Origin of the sequence: Parafrankia sp. EAN1pec (assembly GCF_000018005.1) — a bacterium.
GTDB lineage: Bacteria > Actinomycetota > Actinomycetes > Frankiales > Frankiaceae > Parafrankia > Parafrankia soli.
Window position 1 is genome coordinate 7,987,723 of sequence record NC_009921.1, and the last position, 21,792, is coordinate 8,009,514.

Annotated in this window: 18 protein-coding genes; 8 read left to right on the forward strand and 10 right to left on the reverse strand. The window is 73.3% G+C overall.

Annotation, left to right across the window (positions count from 1 at the left end; all coding sequences use genetic code 11):
* Positions 1–53 precede the first annotated feature (53 nt).
* Together FRANEAN1_RS32750 and recR are read left to right on the forward strand one after the other, a co-directional pair.
* Positions 54–518, forward strand: a complete 465-nt coding sequence (locus tag FRANEAN1_RS32750) for a YbaB/EbfC family nucleoid-associated protein (protein ID WP_041256773.1) — start codon at positions 54–56, stop codon at positions 516–518.
* 13 nt (positions 519–531) lie between these two features.
* Positions 532–1,131: a recombination mediator RecR gene (recR, locus tag FRANEAN1_RS32755; RefSeq protein ID WP_020463975.1), complete on the forward strand. Its 600-nt coding sequence runs from the start codon at positions 532–534 to the stop codon at positions 1,129–1,131.
* 55 nt (positions 1,132–1,186) lie between these two features.
* Here recR and FRANEAN1_RS32760 read toward each other — a convergent pair whose 3' ends face one another.
* A complete protein-coding gene (locus FRANEAN1_RS32760) occupies positions 1,187–1,774 on the reverse strand; it encodes a hypothetical protein (protein ID WP_157472876.1) in 588 nt (195 codons plus the stop codon).
* A 651-nt stretch (positions 1,775–2,425) separates the two neighbouring features.
* On the opposite strand from FRANEAN1_RS32760, the gene FRANEAN1_RS32765 reads away from it, so the two are divergent.
* The gene (locus tag FRANEAN1_RS32765) at positions 2,426–2,878 is read left to right on the forward strand and encodes a hypothetical protein (protein ID WP_020463977.1); all 453 of its coding nucleotides are present in this window, start codon (positions 2,426–2,428) and stop codon (positions 2,876–2,878) included.
* A 113-nt stretch (positions 2,879–2,991) separates the two neighbouring features.
* On the opposite strand, the gene FRANEAN1_RS32770 is transcribed toward FRANEAN1_RS32765, so the two are convergent.
* Positions 2,992–6,045, reverse strand: coding sequence for a BTAD domain-containing putative transcriptional regulator (locus FRANEAN1_RS32770; protein ID WP_041255040.1), 3,054 nt, complete (start codon positions 6,043–6,045; stop codon positions 2,992–2,994).
* Positions 6,046–6,198: 153 nt separating this feature from the next.
* Between FRANEAN1_RS32770 and FRANEAN1_RS32775 the strand changes: the two genes are divergently transcribed.
* A complete protein-coding gene (locus FRANEAN1_RS32775; protein ID WP_020463979.1) occupies positions 6,199–7,449 on the forward strand; it encodes a class I SAM-dependent methyltransferase in 1,251 nt (416 codons plus the stop codon).
* 8 nt (positions 7,450–7,457) lie between these two features.
* On the opposite strand, the gene FRANEAN1_RS32780 is transcribed toward FRANEAN1_RS32775, so the two are convergent.
* Both FRANEAN1_RS32780 and FRANEAN1_RS32785 read right to left on the reverse strand, forming a co-directional pair.
* Positions 7,458–8,534 (reverse strand): zinc-binding alcohol dehydrogenase family protein, encoded by a 1,077-nt coding sequence (locus tag FRANEAN1_RS32780; protein WP_020463980.1) that lies wholly within the window; start codon positions 8,532–8,534, stop codon positions 7,458–7,460.
* 118 nt (positions 8,535–8,652) lie between these two features.
* Entirely contained in the window at positions 8,653–9,237 is a 585-nt protein-coding gene (locus tag FRANEAN1_RS32785) for a TerD family protein (RefSeq protein ID WP_020463981.1), read from the reverse strand.
* Between the two features lie 346 nt (positions 9,238–9,583).
* Here FRANEAN1_RS32785 and FRANEAN1_RS32790 point away from each other — a divergent pair, with 346 nt between their 5' ends.
* The gene (locus FRANEAN1_RS32790; protein ID WP_020463982.1) at positions 9,584–10,852 is read left to right on the forward strand and encodes an aspartate kinase; all 1,269 of its coding nucleotides are present in this window, start codon (positions 9,584–9,586) and stop codon (positions 10,850–10,852) included.
* Positions 10,849–11,931, forward strand: a complete 1,083-nt coding sequence (locus tag FRANEAN1_RS32795; protein WP_347176850.1) for an aspartate-semialdehyde dehydrogenase — start codon at positions 10,849–10,851, stop codon at positions 11,929–11,931. The genes FRANEAN1_RS32790 and FRANEAN1_RS32795 overlap by 4 nt, the downstream gene beginning before the upstream one ends.
* A gap of 463 nt (positions 11,932–12,394) precedes the next feature.
* Here FRANEAN1_RS32795 and FRANEAN1_RS32800 read toward each other — a convergent pair whose 3' ends face one another.
* The 6 genes from FRANEAN1_RS32800 to FRANEAN1_RS32825 all read right to left on the reverse strand — a co-directional run bounded on the left by FRANEAN1_RS32800 (position 12,395) and on the right by FRANEAN1_RS32825 (position 19,553).
* Entirely contained in the window at positions 12,395–12,598 is a 204-nt protein-coding gene (locus tag FRANEAN1_RS32800; RefSeq protein ID WP_009740954.1) for a cold-shock protein, read from the reverse strand.
* A 311-nt stretch (positions 12,599–12,909) separates the two neighbouring features.
* A complete protein-coding gene (locus FRANEAN1_RS32805) occupies positions 12,910–13,959 on the reverse strand; it encodes an aldo/keto reductase (RefSeq protein WP_020463984.1) in 1,050 nt (349 codons plus the stop codon).
* A 250-nt stretch (positions 13,960–14,209) separates the two neighbouring features.
* Entirely contained in the window at positions 14,210–15,748 is a 1,539-nt protein-coding gene (locus FRANEAN1_RS32810) for a CYTH and CHAD domain-containing protein (protein ID WP_020463985.1), read from the reverse strand.
* A gap of 277 nt (positions 15,749–16,025) precedes the next feature.
* Complete coding sequence (locus tag FRANEAN1_RS32815) at positions 16,026–16,886, reverse strand: CPBP family intramembrane glutamic endopeptidase (protein WP_020463986.1); 861 nt, start codon at positions 16,884–16,886, stop codon at positions 16,026–16,028.
* Positions 16,887–16,968: 82 nt separating this feature from the next.
* Complete coding sequence (locus FRANEAN1_RS32820) at positions 16,969–17,961, reverse strand: cytochrome d ubiquinol oxidase subunit II (protein ID WP_020463987.1); 993 nt, start codon at positions 17,959–17,961, stop codon at positions 16,969–16,971.
* Positions 17,958–19,553: a cytochrome ubiquinol oxidase subunit I gene (locus FRANEAN1_RS32825; RefSeq protein WP_157472877.1), complete on the reverse strand. Its 1,596-nt coding sequence runs from the start codon at positions 19,551–19,553 to the stop codon at positions 17,958–17,960. The genes FRANEAN1_RS32820 and FRANEAN1_RS32825 overlap by 4 nt, the downstream gene beginning before the upstream one ends.
* A gap of 125 nt (positions 19,554–19,678) precedes the next feature.
* On the opposite strand from FRANEAN1_RS32825, the gene FRANEAN1_RS32830 reads away from it, so the two are divergent.
* Complete coding sequence (locus tag FRANEAN1_RS32830; protein ID WP_020463989.1) at positions 19,679–20,227, forward strand: BlaI/MecI/CopY family transcriptional regulator; 549 nt, start codon at positions 19,679–19,681, stop codon at positions 20,225–20,227.
* Between the two features lie 13 nt (positions 20,228–20,240).
* Complete coding sequence (locus FRANEAN1_RS32835; RefSeq protein WP_020463990.1) at positions 20,241–21,536, forward strand: M56 family metallopeptidase; 1,296 nt, start codon at positions 20,241–20,243, stop codon at positions 21,534–21,536.
* Positions 21,537–21,792: the final 256 nt, after the last annotated feature.

The following is a 21,792-nucleotide window of genomic DNA, read 5'->3' on the forward strand; positions in this document are numbered from 1 at the left end:
AGTACGGGTGGCTGACACCGGTTCGGCGCCCGGCGGCACGTAGGCTCATGGTCATGTCGAACCCGCAGATCCCCGCTGGTGGCGGGGCCAACCTGGGGCAGATCCTCGAGCAGGCGCAGCGGATGCAGTCCGCCCTGTTCACCGCCCAGCAGGAGCTGGCCGAGGCCCGGGTCGAAGGCTCGGCCGGTGGCGAGCTCGTCGTCGCGACGGTGAACGGCGGTGGTGAGCTGGTCGACCTCGTGATCAAGCCCGAGGCCGTGGACCCCGAGGACACCGAGACCCTCGCCGATCTCATCCTCGCGGCGGTGCGTGACGCCACCACCAACGCGCACCGGCTCGCGGCCGAGAAGATGAACGCGGCGACCGGCGGTCTCGGTGGCGCGCTCGGCGGTCTCGGTGGCGCCGTCGGAGGGCTCGGCGGGCCGGGCGGTGGCGCGGTCGGCGGTGGTCCCGGCGCGGCCGGGGCACTGCCGGGTGGCGGGGCGCTGGGCGGCCTGGGTATTCCCGGGCTCGGCTGAGTCAGCCGGCGCCGTGTACGAGGGCATCGTCCAGGATGTGATCGACGAGCTGGGGCAGCTCCCGGGGATCGGTCCCAAGAGCGCGCAGCGCATCGCGTTCCATCTGCTCGCCGCGGACCCGGCCGATGTCCGCCGGCTCGCCAGCGCGTTGACCGAGCTGAAGGAAAAGGTTCGGTTCTGCCGGATCTGCTTCAACGTGGCCCAGTCAGAGCTGTGCCGGATCTGTTCCGACCCGCGGCGTGATCCGACGTCCATCTGCGTGGTCGAGGAGTCGAAGGACGTCGTCGCGATCGAGCGGACCCGTGAGTTCCGCGGCAAGTACCACGTCCTCGGCGGGGCCATCAATCCGATCGGCGGTGTGGGGCCGGACGACCTGCACATCCGCGAATTGGTGGCCCGCCTCGCCGACGGGACCGTCACCGAGATCATCCTGGCGACGGATCCGAACACCGAGGGCGAGGTGACGGCGTCCTACCTGGCCCGCCAGATCGGCCCGATGGGCCTGACCGTCACCCGCCTGGCGAGCGGGCTGCCGATGGGCGGCGATCTGGAGTGGGCCGACGAGGTCACGCTCGGCCGCGCCTTCGAGGGCCGGCGGATCGTCAGCGCCTGACCGAGGGGCCGAGCCGGGGCGGGCCGAGCCGGGCCCGGCTCGGCCCGCCGCTGTGTCAGAACCCCAGGATCGGGGCGTAGGCGGAACTGGGGATGGACGCGAGCGTCAGCAGCACGACGCTCATGTCCAGCGAGTCCGCCACCGGCTCGAACTCCGCGTGTAGCCCTCTGGTGGCGTAGACGAGGACACCGGAGTCGCGCATCACGCGCACGCCGAACAAATGAGTGGCGCGTACCCACCACACCCGTCCGCCAGCTCGGATCCGCACCTGCCGCGCGTCGCGGCTCAGGCCCGTCGTGAGCCGCTGGAGGCGCCCGGGGGGAAGCCCGGGCTGGTCCAGGTAGCCGACGATGTCGCCGGACGGGCCGTGCACGATGATCCGGGCCGGGCTGCCGGGCGGCCCGGGCTCAACCAGGCTCATCTCCGCGGAGATCTCCTGCTCCCAGGGGAGCATCTCGGCGGCCCAGATGCGTTCTCCGCGCAGAATCCGCTTGCCCAGCGTGCCGCCGTCGGGATGGCCGCGCGGCAGCAGCCCGCCCACGACACGGCCGGCGCCCTCTATCCGCCAGGCAACCGAGACGATCGCCCCCGCGGGGGTGTCCGGGTATTCGACTGCCGTCGCGAGGGAGTCGGTCACACGCATATGCGAGATCCGCCTAGACATCCCGGCCGGGGGCGGCTGGGACGCCGGTGGCACGGACGGCGGCGTGCGGATCGGGACGCCCCGGCAGCGGGGTGGCGACACCAGCGCCCACCGCTGCCCGGCTCGGGCGGGGTCGCGGATGGGGCCGGGACGGCACCGGAAGCGCCCGACCATAGGATGGTGTGCAGATGCCAGTGCACGCACGCCTGCGGCTGCACGTGCTGGTGCCGGTGAGCACACGTCTGCGAGGGATGGCCGTCACGCCTCACCTTCCGACCCCCGGCCCTGTCACTGGCCCGGTCAACCCGCCATCTTCGATTTGTCCAGTCACACCGTGTCGACCATGCCGGCCCGGTACAAGCTGGAGTTCCAGCCACAGATACCACACCACTGCGCTATGCATGCAGATGCTACGTGCCGTGTGGACTGTCCGGAGTCCAACGGGCACAACTTTCCCGGCAGTCTCAGGCCACGGCGCCGCGGCTCGGCGGGCGCGGGCGTGTGGACGCGCCCCGGAGCAGCGCCCGCCGGACCCCGACATGGCACACCCGGCGGACCCCGGTGCGGCGCCCGCCGGGGCCGGGGACAAGGTGGAACCATGCCTGGGAACCAGGCCAGTACCCGTCTCGACCAGGTGAGCAGGAGCGGCCAATGATCATCAGTTCGCATGTCGGTGCCGGCGCGTTCGTCGGTATGGCCGTGCCCAGGCTGGGGCCGGCGCTGGCCGCGGGCTTCCTCTCCCACCTCGTGATGGACGCGCTGCCGCACTGGGGCACCGGGCCCGACACCGAGTCCGAATGGCTGCCGATCGCCCGCAAGGACGGCGTGGCCGGCCTCGCCGCGATGGCGCTGCTGACGGCCGCGGCGCCGGCGGACCGCCGGATCGGGGTGCTCGCCGGCATGGTCGGCGCCTGCCTGCCCGACACCGACAAGGTGGGCCGTTACTTTGTCGGTTCGAGCCCCTGGCCCGCCCGTTTCGACCGGTTCCACGAGGCGATCCAGAACGAGGCCCGGCACCGGCTGCCCCGGGAGGTCGCGACCGCCGCCGCCCTCACCGCCGCCGGCACCCTCGCCCTGCGCCTGCTCGCGACCCGCCCCCGCTGACCCGACGCACCCACGACACGCCTATCGGCTCTGTGAAGCCAAGCCAGGCCCCTGCCAGGCAGGCGGAACGATGTGTGGCGGGTGAGGGGGTCCATGGACGTCTGTGGACTCGCTCAGCCGCCGCGGATCTCCGCGGTGATGTCAGCCAGGTCGTCGAGGGCTGTCTCGGTGGCGGCGATGACGGTGCGGGTGGCTCCGGCGGCGCGTTCGGCGGTGGCGGCGGCGAAGCCGAGGGCGTCGTCCACCCAGCTGTCGGCTCCCGCGAGCATCGCGGCCTCCGCGCCGTAGCTCGGCTTGACCGCCTGCGAGGTGACGGCGCCGAGCAGCCGGGCCGCCGGCCGCGGCCGGCCGAGGCGTTGGAAGAGCACGACGAGGTTACGCAACGTGGTCAGTAGGTGGGTCAGCGCATACTGGTCACGCCAGTGCCGCAGCACCTGCGCGAAAGCCTCGACGGCCTGCTGCGGGTCACCGCAGCGGGCCCGGACGGACACCGCGGACACCCGTGCCACCCCGCCCAGGTAGGGGTTGTCGACCGAATCCGCCAGGGCGACCGCGCGGTCGAGCAGCCGCAGGCAGCGGTCCGGGTCGCGGTCAAGGATCAGCTCGGCCTCGCCGTAGGCCAGCCAGCCGAGCTCGGACGGCGCGAGCGGCCCCGCGGGGGCCTGGCTGAGGGCGGCCCGGCCGTCCTCGGCGTGCCCCGCGTAGGCGTGCGCGATCGCCACGTTGAGCAGCCCGACCACCTCGGCGTGCGGGTCGGCGCAGGACCGCGCCGCGGCGACGAGCTCCCAGCCGTGGTCGACGGCCTCGCCGATCCGGCCCTGGTAGGAGGCGGTGTCGCTGAGCAGTTCGAGCGGGAACCGGCGTTCGGGCGCGTCACCGGCGATCAGCCGTCCGCGCTGTGCACAGGCCACGGCGAGCTCGAGCTCACCGGCGCTGACGTACCAGCATGCCGCCGTGGCCAGGGTGGTCGCCGCGGCCCCCGCCGTCACGCCGGGTGGCAGGCCCGCGGCGAGATCCGACACCAGGTCCGCCAGCCGGTGGGGCTCGCCGCCCGGCGGCGGGTGCAGCCCGAGCGAGCGGACGAGTTCCACCGCGGCGTGCAACGGCTCGACCCGCAGCCGCGTCATCGCGAACACGTGCATGCCGGCCGCGATCTCCACGGCCAGCGGGGGATCTTCGCTCAGCGCCCATGTCTGGGCAGCGCGGACCTCGACCATCAGGTCGGTGATCCGGCTGTGCCCCGCCGCTTCCCGCGGGGTGCGCAGGACGGCGTCCGCGGCCCGCACCTCGGCGAGGATGTACCGGGCGTGTTCCTGACGCAGCACGGCGTCGGACGCGCCGAGCTGCCGTCGCGCGTACTCGCGGATGATCTCCAGGAGCGAGTAGCGGGCCGGTACCCGGGACGGATCGACGACCACCAGCGACCGGGCCACCAGGGCGTCGAGCAGATCCAGCGCCTCCGGTTCGGGCAGGCCCGCCAGCGCGGCGACGTCCGCGGGACTCACCGGGCCCGCGAACGCGCCCATGGTCCGCAGCATCGCGCGGTGCGGCGCGTCCAGCAGCGAGACCGACCAGCCGACCACGTCGGCGAGCGTGCGGTGGCGCGGCGTTCCCACCCGGCGGACGTCCCGGAGCAGGCCGAGGTGGTCCTCGAGCCGGTCGGCGAGCTCGGGCAGGGACATCGTGCCACTGCGCGCGGCCGCCATCTCGATGCCGAGCGGCAGGCCGTCCAGCCTCCGGACGATGCGGTCGGCCGCCTCGAGGTCTCCGTCCGAGGCCGGTCCGGCCCCCGGAACCGGCGCCGGGCAGGCGGCTCGGACGCGGTCCCAGAACAGGGCGTGCGCGGGTGCGTCCGGGCCGTCGACGCGCAGCGGGCGTACCGGCCAGCAGTGCTCGCCGTCCACGCCGAGCAGCTCGCGGCTCGTCGCCAGCACGCGCACACCGCGACCGTTCTCGACCAGAGCCGATGCGACGGCGGCGGCCGCGGCCACCACGTGCTCGCAGTTGTCCAGGATCACGAGCGCGTCAAGCTCGGCGGCGGCTTCGAGGGCGGCACCGGCGTCGCCGTCGGCGCCGCGCATGCCCAGCGCGTCCGCGACGAACGCGGGGACGGCGGTCGGGTCGGCGACGGTCGCCAGCTCCACCATCAGGACGCCGTGCGGGAACCTGTCCGCGAGACGGTCGGCGAGGTGCAGCGCCAGCCGCGTCTTGCCGACCCCGCCCGGCCCGAACATGGTGACCAGCCGGGCCGACGCGAGCAGGTCGCAGACCGCGGCCGTGTCAGCCTCCCGGCCCAGCAGGGACGTGACGGGTCGGCGAGGCCGACGGCGCCGTCCCGAGCCCGCCACCCCAGCCGGCCCAGCCCTTTCAGGGACGGGAGCCGTCACGGGGGCCGCTGTGGGGACGACGGTGGGGGCTGCCGTGGGAACTGTCGTGGGGGCGGCGGTGGGGGCTGCCGTGGACAGTGCCGCGGCCTGGGCCGCGCGCAGCGCCGGGCCCGGTTCGAGGCCCACCTCCGCCAGGGCCGCGTGCGCCCGGCGGTAGGCGTCCGCGGCCTCGACAGCCCGCCCGGAACCGCTCAGCGCCCCGAGGAGGGTCCCCCACGCGCCCTCCCGCCACGGGTACTCGGCGAGCAGTTCCTCCGCGGCACCGACCGCCTCGGCCGGGCGCCCGACCGCCAGCAGCAGCGCGGCCCGGGACTCGCGCGCCGCGCCGCGAGCCTCGCCGAGGCGCACCGCCACCGGTCGCAGCGCCGGGTCGTCGGTCAGCTCGCCGAAGGCCGGGCCCCGCCAGAGGGCGAGCGCGTCGTCCAACGCGGCGAGCCGCGCGGACGCGTCCTGGACCTGCCCGGACAGCCGCAGCAGACGCTCGAAGACGGCGATGTCGACCTGTTCCGGGGCGAGCCGCAGCGACCACCCGCCGGGATGGGTCGGCAGCGCGTCCCCGAGGACCCGGCGCAGCCTCGAGATGTAGGAGCGCAGCGTCGCCTCGGCCGACGGCGGCGGGGACTCCCCCCACACGGCATCGACCAGACGCGCGGGAGGCACCACGTCCCCCACGCGCGATCCGAGGATGGCCAGCAGCAGCCGCTGTGTGGGGCTGCCGATGGCGATCGGCAGCCCGGCGGCGTCCACCACGTCCACCGGGCCCAGCAGGCGCACGCGCACGAACCGATCATAGGAGTCCCATGGGTCCACAACCCGTCACACGCCGGACACGCCACCCCCGCGCTATCCCGCCGCAAGCCGGCCGCATCACTCCTGCAGTCCACACCCGGATGCTGAAGCCATCACCCGGCGTCACGAGGGAGCGGATAAATCATGACAATCATCACCGGCTCGGCCACGGCCACGGGCACGGGCACGGGCACGGGCACGCCCGACGGCACGTCCGCCTCGGTCGAGGCGTTCACCCAACGGGTCTTCGACGCGGTGCTGGGCGCCCAGGAGGTTCAGGCGATCTATCTCGGCGACCGGCTCGGGTACTACGCCGCCCTCGCCGAGCGCGGGCCCCTCACCTCCTCCGAACTGGCAGGCGCGACCGGCAGCACGGAGCGGTACGCCCGTGAGTGGCTCGAGCACCAGGCGGTCTGCGGCTACCTCACCGTCGCAGCGGACGTCGACCAGGACGAGAACGCGGACCGTGGCGTGGATGGAAGCCGGGACGAGCATGGCGACCCGGGCGCGGGCGCGGAGCCCGCAGGAGACGGGCAGGCCGCGGGCACGGCCGAGGCGCTCTCCCGCCGTTACCTGCTGCCCGCGGGGCACGCGGAGGTCCTCGCCGACGTCGACAGCCTGAACTACCTGGCTCCGCTGGCCCGGTTCGTGGCCGGAGCGGGCCGGCAGCTCGGCGAGATCGCCGAGGCGTTCCGGACCGGCGGAGGGGTGAGCTGGGAACGGTTCGGCGCCGACGCGCGCGAGGCCCAGGCCGCCGCGAACCGCCCGATGTTCCTCTCCCTGCTGTGCCAGGAGCTGCTGCCGGCCGCTCCCGAGGTGCACGCCACGCTGGTCGCCGGCGCGCGCGTCGCCGACATCGGCTGCGGGGCGGGATGGTCATCGATCGCGCTGGCCCGCGCGTACCCCGGAGTGACCGTCGACGGCTTCGACCCGGACACCGAGTCCGTGCGGCTCGCCGAGCGCAACGCCGCCGCCTTCGAGGTGACCGACCGGGTCACCTTCACCGACGCCGACGCCGCGCAGGCCGCGGACGGCGAGGCGGTGGGCGGCTACGACCTGGTGTTCGCCTTCGAGTGCGTCCACGACATGGCGGACCCGGTTGCCGTGCTCGACGCGGCACGCCGCCTGCTGACCGCCGGCGGCAGCATGATCGTCATGGACGAGCGGTGCGCGGAGTCGTTCCACGCCCCCGCGGGCGAGATCGAGCGGCTGCTCTACGGCTACTCGCTGATCGGCTGCCTGCCGGACGGGATGTCACGGCAGCCGTCGGTGGGCACGGGAACCGTGATGCGCCCGGCGACGCTCGCCGGCTACGCCGAACTCGCGGGTTTCACCTCGACGGAGACGCTGCCCATCGAGCACGACTTCTTCCGGTTCTACCGCCTCGTCCCGTAAGCCGGCCGTCAGACGCCGTCCGGGAACAGCACGGCGGCGCCGTCCACCCGGTCGCGTGCGAGGTCCTCGAGCGCCTGGTCGGCGGCCGTCAGCGGGTACGGGGTGGTTGTCACCGCGAGCCGGTGGCGCCCGGCGATCTCCAGGAACTCGCGGCCGTCGGCGCGGGTGTTCGCGGTCGTGCTGCGCACCGAGCGCTCCTGGAACAGGTGCCGACGGTAGTTCAGGACCGGGACGTCGGTGAGGTGGATCCCGGCGATCGAGAGGGTGCCGCCCCTGTCCAGCGCGGCGAGCGCGACCGGGACCAGATCGCCGACCGGTGCGAACAGGACCGCCCCGTCGAGCGGCTCGGGTGGGAAGTCGTAGGCGCCGGTCGCGGACGCCGCGCCGAGCTCGAGGGCGAGGCGGCGGGCCCGGGCGGACCTGGTCATGACGTGCACCGTCGCGCCCTGGGCGATCGCCACCTGCGCGGCGAGATGCGCGGACGCGCCGAACCCGTAGACGCCCAGCCGGCCGCCGGGCGGAAGCTCGGCGCGCAGCAGCGCCCGGTAGCCGACGATCCCGGCGCACAGCAACGGGGCCAGCTCGCCGTCGCTGTAGCCGGCGGGCAGGCGGTAGGCGTAGTCCGCGTCGACGACGGCGTACTGGGCGTACCCGCCGTCGGCGTCCCAGCCTGTGTAGAGCGACGCGGGGCAGAGGTTCTCGGCGCCGCGCCGGCAGTAGGCGCACGTCTGATCCGTTCCGGCGAGCCAGGCGATGCCGAGCCGGTCACCCAGCCGGATCGGGGCCGCCGGGGCCGGATCGGGTCGCCGGGAGCCGGCCGCACCGGCTGGCCCGGCTGGCCCGGAAACCCCGTGGACCCCGGGACCGAGCGCGTCGACGTACCCGACGACCTCGTGACCGGGCACGGTGAGCGGCCGGTGCGGCGGGAGGTCGCCCTCGGCCAGGTGCAGGTCCGTCCGGCAGACGCCGCAGGCGGCGACCTTCAGACGGACCTGACCGGGACCGGGCTCGGGGATGGGCAGCTCGACCGCGCGCAGTGGCGCCGTGGCCACCGGCGCGGGGCGAGTGACCTGCCAGGCCAACATGCGACGCACCCCCCGTCAGCGGCCGGTCAGCCCGCGCGGACACCCGCGCGCCGGCTGACCGGCCCGCGGATGTTCAGCCCGCGGGAACTCGACCCGCAGGCACTCGGCTCGCGGGCGGTCAGACGTTGACGCCGTGGTCGCGGGCGAGGCCGCTGAGGTCGTTGTGCCCCTGGCCGACCGCGCGGAACTTCCAGTCGGCTCCGTTGCGGTACACCTCGCCGAAGATGACGACCGTCTCGGTCGAGTAGTCCTCGGAGAGGTCGTAACGGACGAGCTCGGTGCCGGTCTGGTCCACCACGCGGATGTAGGCGTTGCGGACCTGGCCGAAGTTCTGGGCCCGGTTCGCCGCGTCGTAGATGGAGACCGGCACGACGATCTTGTCGATCTCCGCCGGGACCAGGCCCAGGTTGATGTTGACGGACTCGTCGTCGCCCTCGCCGGCGCCGGTCACGTTGTCGCCGGAGAGCGTGATGGCGCCCTCCGGGGACTTCATGTTGTTGAAGAAGACGAAGTGCCCGTCGGACAGTGCCTTGCCGTCGCTCTTCACGCCGATGGCGGAGGCGTCGAGATCGAAGTCGGTGCCGGTCGTCGTGCGGGCATCCCACCCGAGCCCGACGGTGAGCGCGGTCAGCGCTCCGGTTCCTGCCTCGGCGGCCTGCTTCGTGAGGCTGACGTTGCCGCCCTTGGCAAGGCTGATCGCCATGACGAATGTCCTTCCTGAAGGATCCCTTTAACGCCGACGATCCTCCACGTCGAGGACCATCGGACCAACACGGTCGCTTCCCGGGTCACCCTTGCACACAAGGCCGAACTCTCCGGGTAAGCCGTCGGTCGGATGACACACGTGCCACCGGATCGCCGCCGCGCGTGATCGCTCTCCGGCCACGCAGGCGATCCACCGTCCCGCGCAAGGTCAACGAAGCGGGGGCGGGCAGGGTTTCCGGCACGAGCAGCCGCCGGCCGGGATCCGCGGATCCCGACGGACGGCGGCCGACCACACATCCGCGGATCGCGGCGGAGGTGCCCCTGGTCTCGGTAATCTGGCAGCCATGGCGCTCCTGGTCGCGAAGTTCGGCGGGTCCTCGGTCGCGGACGCGGATCGCATCAAGCGGGTGGCCGACCGGATCGTCCAGACCCGCCGGGCCGGGAACGACGTGGTTGTCGTGGTGAGCGCGATGGGCGACACCACCGACGATCTGCTCGACCTGGCCGAGCAGGTGAGCCCGCTGCCGCCCGCGCGGGAGTTGGACATGCTGCTCACCGCCGGCGAGCGGATCTCCATGGCGCTGCTCGCGATGGCGATCACCAAGCTGGGCGCGGAGGCGCGTTCCTTCACCGGCTCGCAGGCCGGCGTGATCACCGACTCGGTGCACGGCCGGGCCCGGATCATCGACGTCACCCCGGGCCGCATCCGCACCGCGCTGGACGAGGGCGCGATCGCGATCGTCGCCGGCTTCCAGGGTGTCAGTCAGGACACGAAGGACATCACCACGCTGGGGCGCGGCGGTTCCGACACGACCGCCGTGGCGCTCGCCGCCGCGCTGGGCGCCGACGCCTGCGAGATCTACACCGACGTGGACGGCGTGTTCACCGCCGATCCGCGCATCGTCCCCGACGCACGCCGCATCGAGAGGATCTCCTACGAGGAGATGATGGAGATGGCGGCCTGCGGGGCGAAGGTGCTCATGCTGCGGTGCGTCGAGTACGCCCGCCGTTACTCCGTCCCCGTGCATGTCCGCTCCTCGTTCTCGTCGAAGCCGGGCACATGGGTCACCGAGACTCCGGAGGCACAGCTCGTGGAACAGGCCATCATCCGCGGCGTCGCGCACGACTCGAGCGAGGCGAAGGTGACAGTCAAGGGCTGCCCGGACAAGCCCGGGGTGGCGGCGGCGGTGTTCCGCGCCGTCGCTGACGCGGACGTCAACCTCGACATGATCGTCCAGGTCGGCTCGGTCGCCGGCTCCGGGCGGACGGACATCTCGTTCACCCTGCCGATGGCGGACGGCCGGACGGCGCTCGGCGCGCTGGAGAAGGTCCGCGAGCAGATCGGCTTCGAGCGGACCCTCTACGACGACCACATCGGCAAGCTGTCCCTGATCGGCGCCGGGATGAAGTCCCACCCCGGGGTGTCCGCCCGGTTCTTCGGCGCCCTCGCCGACTCCGGCGTCAACGTCGAGATCATCTCGACGTCCGAGATCAGGATCTCGGTGGTCGTGCGGGACACCGACCTCCCGGTGGCCGTGCGCGCCGTGCACGCCGCCTTCGAGCTGGGCAACCCGGACGAGTCCGCCGTGGTGTACGCGGGAACCGGCCGATGAGCGAGCGGAGTCAGGGCATGGGTGGGACGTCCCAGCGGCCGACGCTGGCCGTGGTCGGCGCGACCGGCGCGGTGGGCACGGTGATGCTCGCGCTGCTGACCGAGCGCCCCGACGTCTGGGGTGAGATCAGACTGGTGGCCTCCGCCCGCTCGGCCGGGCGCACGCTGCGGGTCCGCGACGAGGACGTCACCGTGCGGGCCCTGTCACCGGAGGTGTTCGACGGCGTCGACATCGCGGTCTTCGACGTGCCGGACGAGGTCTCGGCCCAGTGGGCGCCGGTCGCCGCCGCCCGGGGCGCGATCGCGGTGGACAACTCCGGCGCCTTCCGGATGGACCCGGATGTTCCCCTGGTCGTGCCCGAGGTGAACGCCGCGGCGGTGGCGGACCGCCCGCGCGGCATCATCGCGAACCCGAACTGCACCACCCTGTCGATGATCGTCGCGGTCGGGGCGCTGCACCGGGCGTTCGGCCTCGAGTCGCTCTTCGCGACGTCCTACCAGGCCGCGAGCGGGGCCGGCCAGGAGGGCATCGACACCCTCTACGCGCAGCTCGCCCTGGTCGGGGGCACCAGCGAGCTGGGGCAGAACGCCGGCGACGTGCGCAAGGCCGTCGGCGAGGAGGGCCTGGGCCCGTTCCCCGCGCCGCTGGCGCTGAACGTGGTGCCCTGGGCCGGCTCGCTGAGGGACGGCGGCTGGTCGTCGGAGGAACTCAAGATCCGCAACGAGTCACGGAAGATCCTCGGCATGCCCGGGCTGCGCGTCTCGGCGACCTGTGTGCGCGTGCCCGTGGTCACGACGCACGCGGTGGCGGTGCACGCCCGGTTCGTGCGGCCGGTCACGGCCGAGCAGGCGCGGGACGTCCTGGCGTCAGCGCCGGGCGTGGCCGTGCTCGACGATCCCGCCGCGGGCGAGTTCCCGACGCCGGCGGATGTGGTGGGCACCGACCCGACCTGGGTCGGGCGGATCCGTCAGTCGCCCGACGATCCGCACGAGGTCGCGTTGTTCGTGTGCGGGGACAACCTGCGCAAGGGCGCGGCGCTCAACACGCTGCAGATCGCGGAGCTGCTCGCGGCCGACTGACGCCGAGGGAGATCGATTCGCGACCTGCGTGGACGCGGGTATCGACGCGGGGCGTGAACCTCTCGCAACACGGAGCATCGCGCGACTCTCGCCGGGGCGCGATATTTGCGCCCTCACGCATTCCACGCGGAAGCTTTTACGGATACGAGTAATCCAACAGACGCTTCCCGAAACATCGACAAAGCTATCCTCGGACATTGGAACGATCGGCGTCGGTCATTCGTTAAGACCCCGCACGGTTCAGCCGCTGCATGCGACCAGTTCAGAAGCGAACCGGTTCAGAAGCGAAGCATGTTCGTTCCGTGGTCTGTCCGGATCCAGCCGAGGGCGCAGATAAGACGCCCCCGAACAGATCGGAACAGATCCGCAAGACCCGTGGATCCCGCCGAAAAACGGTCAGCCCGCCCGTCGGAGACGTCCGACGGGCGGGCTGACCAAACCTGGTTCTACTGCTACTCGTGGCTCAGACGACGCGGACGGCGTCGGCCTGCGGGCCCTTCTGGCCCTGGGTCACCTGGAACTCGACCCGCTGGCCCTCCTCGAGTGCCTTGTAGCCGTCCATCTGGATTGCGCTGTAGTGGACGAAGACGTCAGACCCGCCGCCGTCCACGGAGATGAAGCCGAAGCCCTTCTCCGAGTTGAACCACTTCACCGTGCCCTGAGCCACGTGCCGTTCTCCCTGCTGGTGCAGTCAGGACCCGCACCGCGCGGGCCCCGGGCCGAACGTGACAGCGATACGATTCGCCGCCGCGTTGTTCCGCCGTGTCTCGGTTGAGGCACGAACTGGCGAACTCTGGCCACGCCTGACGCTACACGCACGCAGCCTCTGACGGGAGACCTCCGGCAGAAGAAGTCCACTTCACGGCTCGACATTACGAACATCGACTTCGTCACGCCGGTGCGCCACGGACCACTCCACCGAAGCCACCGCGCACCCCGAACACCCTCTCCAGATGACCGGAGGAACGCTGTGAGTCCTCACACGAGGGCGCTGCCAGGCAGCGCGGGGCCCTGCCGAGACGGCCCCGCACCCACATCGAGACGTTCGACCGCGACGCCGATCTCGTCCAGGTCGAGGTCGGTCAGGACCACCGCGCCGCCCGCGGGCAGCCAGGCGTCGATCTGGTCCGGGCGCCGGGCCCCGACGATCGCGGCGGTCACCCCGTCGAAGGCCAGCGTCCAGGCGACGGCCACCGCGGCCACCGTCGTGCCGTGCCGGGCCGCTATCGGACGCAGCACATCGACCAGGGCCAGGTTGCGCTCGAGGGCCGGCGGGTTGAACTCCGCCGCCGTCCGCCGCCAGTCGTCCTCGGCGAGCGCGCGGGTGCGCTGCACCGACCACCCGCCCGTCAGCAGCCCGGACTGCATCGGGCTGTAGACGATCACACCGATGTCACGCATGGCGCAGTACGGCAGCAGGTCGGCGGCCGCCAGTCGGTTGACCAGAGAGAACGGCGGCTGCAGGACGTCGACACCGCCCGCCGTCGCCGCCGCCTCCAACTGGGCGACCGAGAAGTTCGACGCCCCGACCGCGCGGATCTTGCCCGCGGCGCGGAGCTCGTGCAGGGCGCCGACAACCTCGGCGATCGGGGTCCCGTCCTGCGGCGGCCAGTGGAGCTGGTAGAGGTCGATGCGCTCCACCCCGAGCCGGCGCAGCGACGCGTCCACCTCGGCGCGGATCGAGGCGGGCGCCCCGACCCGCAGGGGGGGCCGCGTCGGGTCGCTCTCGTCCCAGACCAGGCCGCACTTGGTGAACACGTAGGGACGTTGCTCGGCGGGGATGCCGGCCAGCGCCCGGCCGACGAGCTCCTCGGAGTGCCCGAGGCCGTAGACCGCGGCGGTGTCGACCCAGTTCACCCCGGACCGCACCGCGGCCCGGATGGCCTCGACCGCCTCGTCGTCGTCCTGGCGCCCCCAGCCGAACGCCCAGTCCGCCCCGCCGATGGCCCAGGCGCCGAACCCGACCCGAGTGATCGACATGTCGGTCAGGCCCAGTCGGGTGGTGCGCAGGGTCGCTGGCGCGGTCATCGGAGTCTCCTCACGGTGCGGGGATCTGCTGGCACGGGACCCTGCTGGCGCCGGCTGTGCTGGCGCAGGGCTGTGCTGGCGCGGAGCCGGGGCTACCGGGACCGACCAGTGCCGTACCGCCCCGATGCTGCCCGATCCGGGCCCCCGTTGCCCACTCGGACGGCACCATACCGCCACTCTGCGCAACATGTGCGACCAGCATCACACGCGCCCGGCCGGCGCGGACGGGGCCGGGCCGGCATCGGACGGGTCAGCGGCGGGCGAACCAGCGCCGGTGCCGGCGCGCCGACGCGTCCGGCCACAGGTCGAAGAAGTCCCGTTCGGCGGTGCGGGCGCGGCACTCCTCCAACCCGAGCAGTACGCCCAGGGTGTAAGCGGTCGGCTCGCCGGCTGTCTGCGCCTCGACCCCCCAGTCGCGCAGCAGGCCGCGGGCGATCGTCGCGTCCTGGTGGGTGCCGAGCAGCTCCTGCATCGACTCGGCGAGCCGGGCGAACGCGGCCGCGGGCGGGCCGTACACCGGCCCGACCACCTCGGCCGCGTAGCGCAGCCGCTTCGCCTGCTTGCGCGCGGAGTGCAGGAGCTCGTCACGTTCGGTGCCCACCGGCAGGGGGGCGGCCCGGCTGACCTTGCGGCTCAGCCGCCGGTCGGCGTCGTGCAGGAGACCGGGTAGCACCTTCTCCGCAGGCTTGCCCGAACGCCCGACGAACGGGCCGTTGACGAGCGCGAGCAGATCCTCCACGAGGGTCAGATAACGCTCGCTGCGCAGCATCTCCAGCGCCTGGGCCCGGGCAGCCGTCTGGTCGGCCGCGAGCCGGGCCGAGATCGCGCCCACGACGTCCCCGCGCAGCAGGTCGGCGGGCAGGTCATCGAGCCGGCCCGCGAAGTAGGCGATCTGTACCTCGGCGTCGCGCGCGGCGGACAGCGCCCCGGCCAGGTCGCGCAGCTCGACGTCGAGGTGCGCGACCAGCTCCGCGGGGAAGAAGGGCGCGAAGGTCCGCAGGGTGCTGCGGGTCCGCCGGCAGGCCACCCGCATCCGGTGCACCGCGTCGGGCGCGTCCAGGCGCACCCGCGGGTCGGTGGCGAGCAGCGCCTCGACCTGCGCGACCAGGTAGGCGCGGACGACCTCGCCGGCCGGGGTCCGCCGGCGCAGCTTCGCCGCGGCGCGCGGCACGTCCGGGCCGGGCGCGCCGCTCAGCGCCGGGCCGAGCACCTGGGCCAGCTTCGACGCCGAGGCCGACAGCTCGGCGCCGGCGGCGGTCAGCACGGCCTCGACGGCGTCGAGCACGCCCGGGTCACCGGAGCCCAGCTCGACCTCGATCTCCCGCCACTTCTGCACGACCGTGGTCGCGCCGAGCGTCTGGGCCGTCACCTGGTCGTCGACGACCTCCGCCAGGTCACAGCCCGCCTTGTCGCGCAGGCGGCGGGCGGTGCGCAGCGTCACCAGGCGGGCGACCGGGCGCAGCTCCGCCCCGCGCAGGTGCACGGTGGCGAGGTCGACAAGATCGTCGGGAACCGGATCGTGGGAGCCGAGCGGGCGGTGGATCTCGTCACGCACCCCTGGGCCGACGGGGAGCTTCAGGTGCCAGCCGGCGTCGTCCCCGCCCGTCCGGCGGCGCAGGGTGATGCGGTTGCGGGCCAGCCGCAGGTCGTCGGAGTCGTAGTAGACGGCCTCCAGGGTGACGGTGCGGCGGGTGCGGGCGGTAGCGACCCCGTCCACCTGCGTCAGCCGGGGAAGTACGAAGCTCTGGTCGACGGAGTACTTGCGTTCGATCTCCCGCGAAGAGCCCACGCCCGCTCCTTTCCGCGCCCTCAGTGCCCGCAAGCGCCCGCGGCGCCCGCAAGCGCCCGCGGCGCCAGCGCCTCCGCACCGCCACCCGCGGCCGCTGGCCCTCGCGACCGGTCAGCGCTACCCGACCGCCCCGGCCCGTGGCGTGGCATGGCGTTGGTCCGCCGTTCGGGCCGTCGACCGAGTGGCCCGGGGTACCGGGGGCCGTGACGGTGCGTGCCCAGCTCGCGCCCAAAAGGACGATCGTTGTTTGCCTTTTGTTAACCTTAGCGCGGAAACGCTAGTGGGGAACGGGTATCCACGACACCCTTCCGGCCAGCGTCACATACCCCACGAACGCGACCGTGTCGATGAGTGTGTGTGCTATGACGAGCGGTAGCACCCGGCCGGTCCGCTGGAAGATCCGACCGAACAGCAGCCCCATCGCGACATTGCCGGCGAATCCCCCCAGCCCCTGGTAGAGGTGGTAGGAGCCGCGCAGCAGCGCGCTGGCGGCGAGCGCGCGATTGTCGCCCCACCCGAGCTCACGCAGACGCACCAGCAGGTACCCGGCGACCACCACCTCCTCGGCCAGACCGTTCTGGGCCGCCGAGGCGACGAGGACCGGGATCCGCCACCAGACGTCCGGCAGGTTGGACGGCGCGACCGTCAGATTGGCGCCGCTGTGCCAGGCGACCAGGTAGAAGGCGAGACCGGTGCCCCCGACCGCCGCCGCCAGCGCCGCGCCACGGAGGGCGTCCGAGCGGGGACGGCGCCGGTCCAGGCCGATCACCGCGGGCCCGCCGCCGTGGCGGCCCAGCAGGTGGACGACGAGAAACACCGGTACCAGCGCGGTCGCGAGCGAGGCGGCCTGCAGCGCGAGATCGAGCCAGGGGCGCCCTGGCGCTGCGGACGAGTTGAGCCGCGCGACCTGCGAGCGGACCGACTGCTGCGCGGTCAGCACCCCGAGGTAGCGGATGAGCGCGAACAGGCCGGAGGCACCGAAGGACACCCCGAGGACGAGCAGGACCTCGGTGTGCAGCGACCGCCGACCCAGCGGCTCGCTGCCGGCGGTGCCGGCGCCGGTGGTGGGGCCGGTGGTGGGGCCCGCTGGCCCGTCGGAATCGCTGGCCCGGCCGCTGCCGATGCTGGCCCTCGTCACCCGTCGACGGTAGTCGCGGGCGGCGGGACGCCTGGCGCCGGCCGGCCGGCGCGCACCTCCGCGCGCCGGCCGGCCGCGCCGGTCAGGACTTGACTTCGGGGTTCGCGAACAGGCGGAACAGCATCCACAGCGACGGGATGAGGACCACCAGCCCGCAGGCGACCGCGATCAGCATCGCCACGATGTTGGCCTCGGGTGCGGCGGCGGAGTCGACCGTCGCGCGGCCGACGACCAGATCCGGGTACTGGGCGGCCGCCCACCCCCAGAGCACGCCGGCCACCGCCGCCCCAGCCGTGATGCGGGCCGCGGTGAAGCGGTGCTGCCACAGCGCGACCAGCGACGCGATCCCGCCGAGGGCCGAGATCATCGCAAAGGGCACGGACCGCTCGGCGAACCGCTCCGCCACGACGGGTGCCTCCGACCACAGCAGCGGCAGCAGCGCCGCGGCGAGCAGCCCCGAGACGACGGCCCCGCCGAGCGCGCGGCGGCGGAACCCGGGCACCAGGTGCTCGGTCTCCGGGCTCGACGCCGCGTCCCGGCACAGGTACACCGCGGCCAGGAAGGCCGTCACGGCGAGAGTGAAGACGCCGCAGACGATCCCGAAGGCGCTGGTAACCGGGGCGAGCGCGTCGCCCTCGGCGACATCACCGGTGGCCAGCGCGGCGCCGCACACCCCGAGCGCGACCGGGGTGATCGCGGACGAGATCGCGAACACGTGGCCCCACCAGTGGTCCGGCCCGGCCGCGCCGGCGCCGTAGGCGCGGTACACGTACGCGGCCCCGCGCAGGACGATCCCGGCCAGCGCGCAGATGAGCGGTATCTCCAGCGTCGACCCGACGATGCCGAACGCGGCCGGGAAGCCGCTGAACATCATGACGATCACGAAGATCAGCCAGACGTGGTTGGCCTCCCAGACCGGGCCGAGCGCGGCGGAGACGAGCCGGCGCTGGTCGGCCGCGTCCCGGCCGCGGGCGAGCAGGTCCCAGACCCCGCCGCCGAAGTCGGCGCCCCCGGTGAGGGCGTAGGCGGTCAGCCCGATCACCATCACGACGGCGAGCAGGTCGGCGGCGGTCATCGGGCGTCCCCTTCGCTGCTGGACGGATCGGTTCGCGGTGTGGTGGGCGCGGACGTCCCGGGCCCGTCGCCACCGTCGCCGTCACCGCGGACCCTCGCGGGAGTGTCGGGAGAGGCGGGAGCGGGACGCGCGTCCGGGATGTCCGGAGTCGTGGAGGTCTCCCCCACGGTGGCGGCCAGCTCAGGGCCACCCGTCGCCATCCGGCGCAGGATGAGGATGAGCGCCGTCGCGAGGCCGAGGTAGAGCAGGATCGTGCCAGTGAAGATCGCCGGCATGCCCGAGCTGCTGGTCACGGCCTCATCCACCCGCATCCGGCCGTAGACGATCCAGGGCTGGCGGCCGCCCTCGGTGACCTCCCAGCCAGCGAGCATCGCCAGCATGGACGCCGGTCCCGAGGCCGCGGCCGCCCAGAGCCACGGTTTTCCGGTGGGCAGCAGCGGGCGCTCGCCGCGCCGCCGCCGGCGCAGGACGACGACCCCGGTGACCAGCGACAACGCGATCAGGGCCATCCCGAGGCCGACCATCACGTTGAAGGCCGAGTGCACCAGCACGGCGTTCGGCCGCTCCTCGGGCGGGACGGCGGTCAGGCCGGTGATCTCGTGATCGGCGCTGAACCCCTGCATGAGCGACAGCAGGTCGGGGACCTCGATGCCGTGCCGGACCTCGCCGGTCTGCTCGTCGTAGATCCCGCCGATGGTCAGCGGGGCGTGCGTGCGGGTGTGCCCGAGCCCCTCCATCGCGGCGAGCTTGATCGGCTGCTCGTTGCCGACCACCCGGGCGGCCCAGTCACCGACGATCAGTTGCAGGGGGGCACAGACGAGCAGGACGGCCAGACCGACGCGCAGTCCCCGCTGGTGATACGCGTCGCGCCGGCCGCGCAGCATGCCGACGGCGTACACGCCGGCGACGATGCCGCCGGTGCACATCAGCGCGGCCAGCAGCATGTGGATGAGCTGATGCGGCGCGGTGGCAGCCAGGAACGGGGCGAACGGCTCTGCCGATACGACCTTGCCGTCGACCTCTGTGACGTGTCCGGGGGTGTTCATCCAGGCGTTCGCCGTGATGATGAAGAGAGTCGAGAACGTGCCGGCGATGGCGATCGGCCACAGCGTGAGCCAGTGCGCCCGGGCCGACAGGCGCTTCCAGCCGTACAGGTACATGCCGATGAAGATCGCCTCGGCGAAGAACGCGAAGCCCTCCAGCGTGAACGACAGTCCCAGCACCCCGCCGTACCGGGCCATGAAGGCCGGCCACAGCAGGCCGAACTCGAAGGACAGCGCCGTCCCGGAGACGGCGCCGACGGCGAACACGACCGCGAAGGCCCTGGACCACTTGCGGGTCAGCGCGAGCCAGACGGGGTCGCGGGTGCGGACCCAGCGCCCCTCGACGAACAGCAGGAGCCATGGCATGCCGACGCCGAACACCGCGAAGCAGATGTGGAACGCCAGCGAGAACGCGGTCTGCGCCCGGGCCAGGTTGGTGGACACGGAGCTCGCCTGGGGCGGGTCCGCGGCCTGGGCGAGAGCCGCGACGTGGGAGAGAACTTCGGCGGCATGGACCATCTGGACCTCCTCCACCGCGGGCGGCAGCACGCCCGTCGCATTCTTCTACATTACGTAGAAGATTCTACGTTCGGTAGAAGATTTTTTCGTTGTGAGATCGACCGGGCTCGACAAAGTTCCGGGCAAGAACTTCTACGCGGCGTAGGATCGGTCCCATGGCACGCCTGGGTGACCTGGAACGGTCTGTCATGGACGTCCTGTGGTCGGCCGACGACTGGCTGACAGCACGCGACGTGGCGGCCCGCCTGCACCACGAGCGCGACCTCGCCTACACCACCGTGCTGACGGTGCTGGAGCGGCTGGAGCGCAAGGGCTTCGTCCGGCGCCAGCGGGCCGCCCGCGCCCACCGCTACGCGGCGACCGACAGCCGCGAGACCGTCGTCGCCGAGGCGATGCTGGAGGCCCTGGGCACCGCCGACGACCGGGGTTCCGCGCTCGTCCGCTTCGTCGGCTCGGTCTCCGCGGAGGAGGCCGAGATCCTGCGCCGCGCGCTGGAGCCGGCCGTGCCCGCCGAAGCGAGCGACCCAGGCGACCCGAGCGCCTCGGCGGACTCTGCGGACTCGGCGAAGACCACCGTCGGGGGGCCGGAGGACGTCACCGACGTCACCGACGGCGCCGTGACGACCACTCCGGCCAGCACATCCGGAGAATCACGGATCGCGACCGAGGCGCGACCGGTACAACTCCCGGCGGACGAGCGGTAGCGTCTGCCGGGACATGACGACCGCGGCCCTTCTCGCCCTGTTCGCGGGCGCGCTGGCCTGGCCGGTTCCGCGCCTGCTGGCCGCCGCGCGGTGGCCGCACCGCTGCCCGCGCGCGGCGATCGTGCTGTGGCAGGCGATAGGCCTCGCGGGTGGGGTCTCAGCCCTGCTGGCCGCCGCGGCCTTCACTGTGGCTCCGTTGTCGCAGGGCATCCCGTCGGCGCTCGCCGACCACGCCTCCAACCTTCTCGCCGGTGAGCCCCTGGTCGGGCTCGGCCGGACGAACCTCGTCGGGCTGGCCATCGCGGCGGCGCTGGCGGCACGCCTGTTCGGCGTGCTGGCCATGTCGACCGCGGCGACCCTGCGCGAGCGCCACCGGCACCGGCACCTCGTCGACCTCGCCGGCCACCGCCACCGGCACCGCGGGCACGACCACGGTGACCCCGAGCACCCCGACAGCCTGGGCGGCTCGGGCGGCTCGGGCGGCTCGGGCGGCTCGGGCGGCTCGGGCGGCTCCGGAGGCTCGGGCGACGTCGCCGGGCACGAGGAGCACGGCACCGGCTGCCGCCTGTGCGAGCACCGGGACAGGGCCGGGACCCGGCTGCGGATCCTGGACCATCCCGTCGCCGTCGCCTACTGCGTCCCCGGGGTGCGCCATGCGCGGGTCGTCGTCTCCGCCGGCCTGCTGCGGACGCTGACCCCCGAGGAGCTGGACGCCGTCCTCGCCCACGAGGAGGCGCACGTCAGCGGCCGGCACGACCTGGTCATCCAGCCGTTCGTCGCCTGGGAGCGCACCTTCCCCTTCCTGCGCCCGGCCCGCGAGGCGACGGCCGCCGTCTCGCTGCTGGTCGAGATGCTCGCGGACGACGCCGCCGCCCGGCGCACCTGCGGCCGGACCCTCGCCCGGGCGCTCGCCCGGCTCGGCGTCACCCGCGCAGCGGTGCCCGCCGGAACACTGAGCGTGACGGGCCCGGACCTCCCCAGCCAGCGACCACCCACGACGGGCGCCTCACCCTCCGCGCCGGCGAACGGGTCGGTCCCACCCTTCGAGCCGGCGAGACTCGGGCCGGCAAGCACGCCGGAGTCACCCGCCGTACTCGGAGTCGCCGGCGCGGGTCGGCTGGCGGCCGTCGCCGCCGCGGTCGCCACGGACCGCTCCGACCCGGCGCGTAACGGGGGCGTGCGGACGCCGGTCGTCGCCCGGATTGCCCGGCTGCTCGACCCGCCGGCCGTCCCGATCTGGCTGCCCGGGACCGCCTACCTCACCGCCGCGATGGTGTTCCTCACCCCGGTGGTCCTGCTCCTCACCTGAGCTTTCCGTTCACCTGAGCTTTCCGGCGACCCTGGTGCCACAGAAGCGCGCACAGTCGGCAGACTGGACATGTGCGCCGGCAGGGCAGCAGCCCGCTCGCCGGCGCGGCGACACCGCCGTCGCCGGATCCGGACAGCGAGCCCGACCCCGCACCTGCAGAGCCCGCACCCGCACCTGCTCCGCAGACACGTCCTCACCTGATCGCTGTCGCGGAGAGATCTTCCTCGACGTCAACCCATCGGAGACGGCGGCGTGA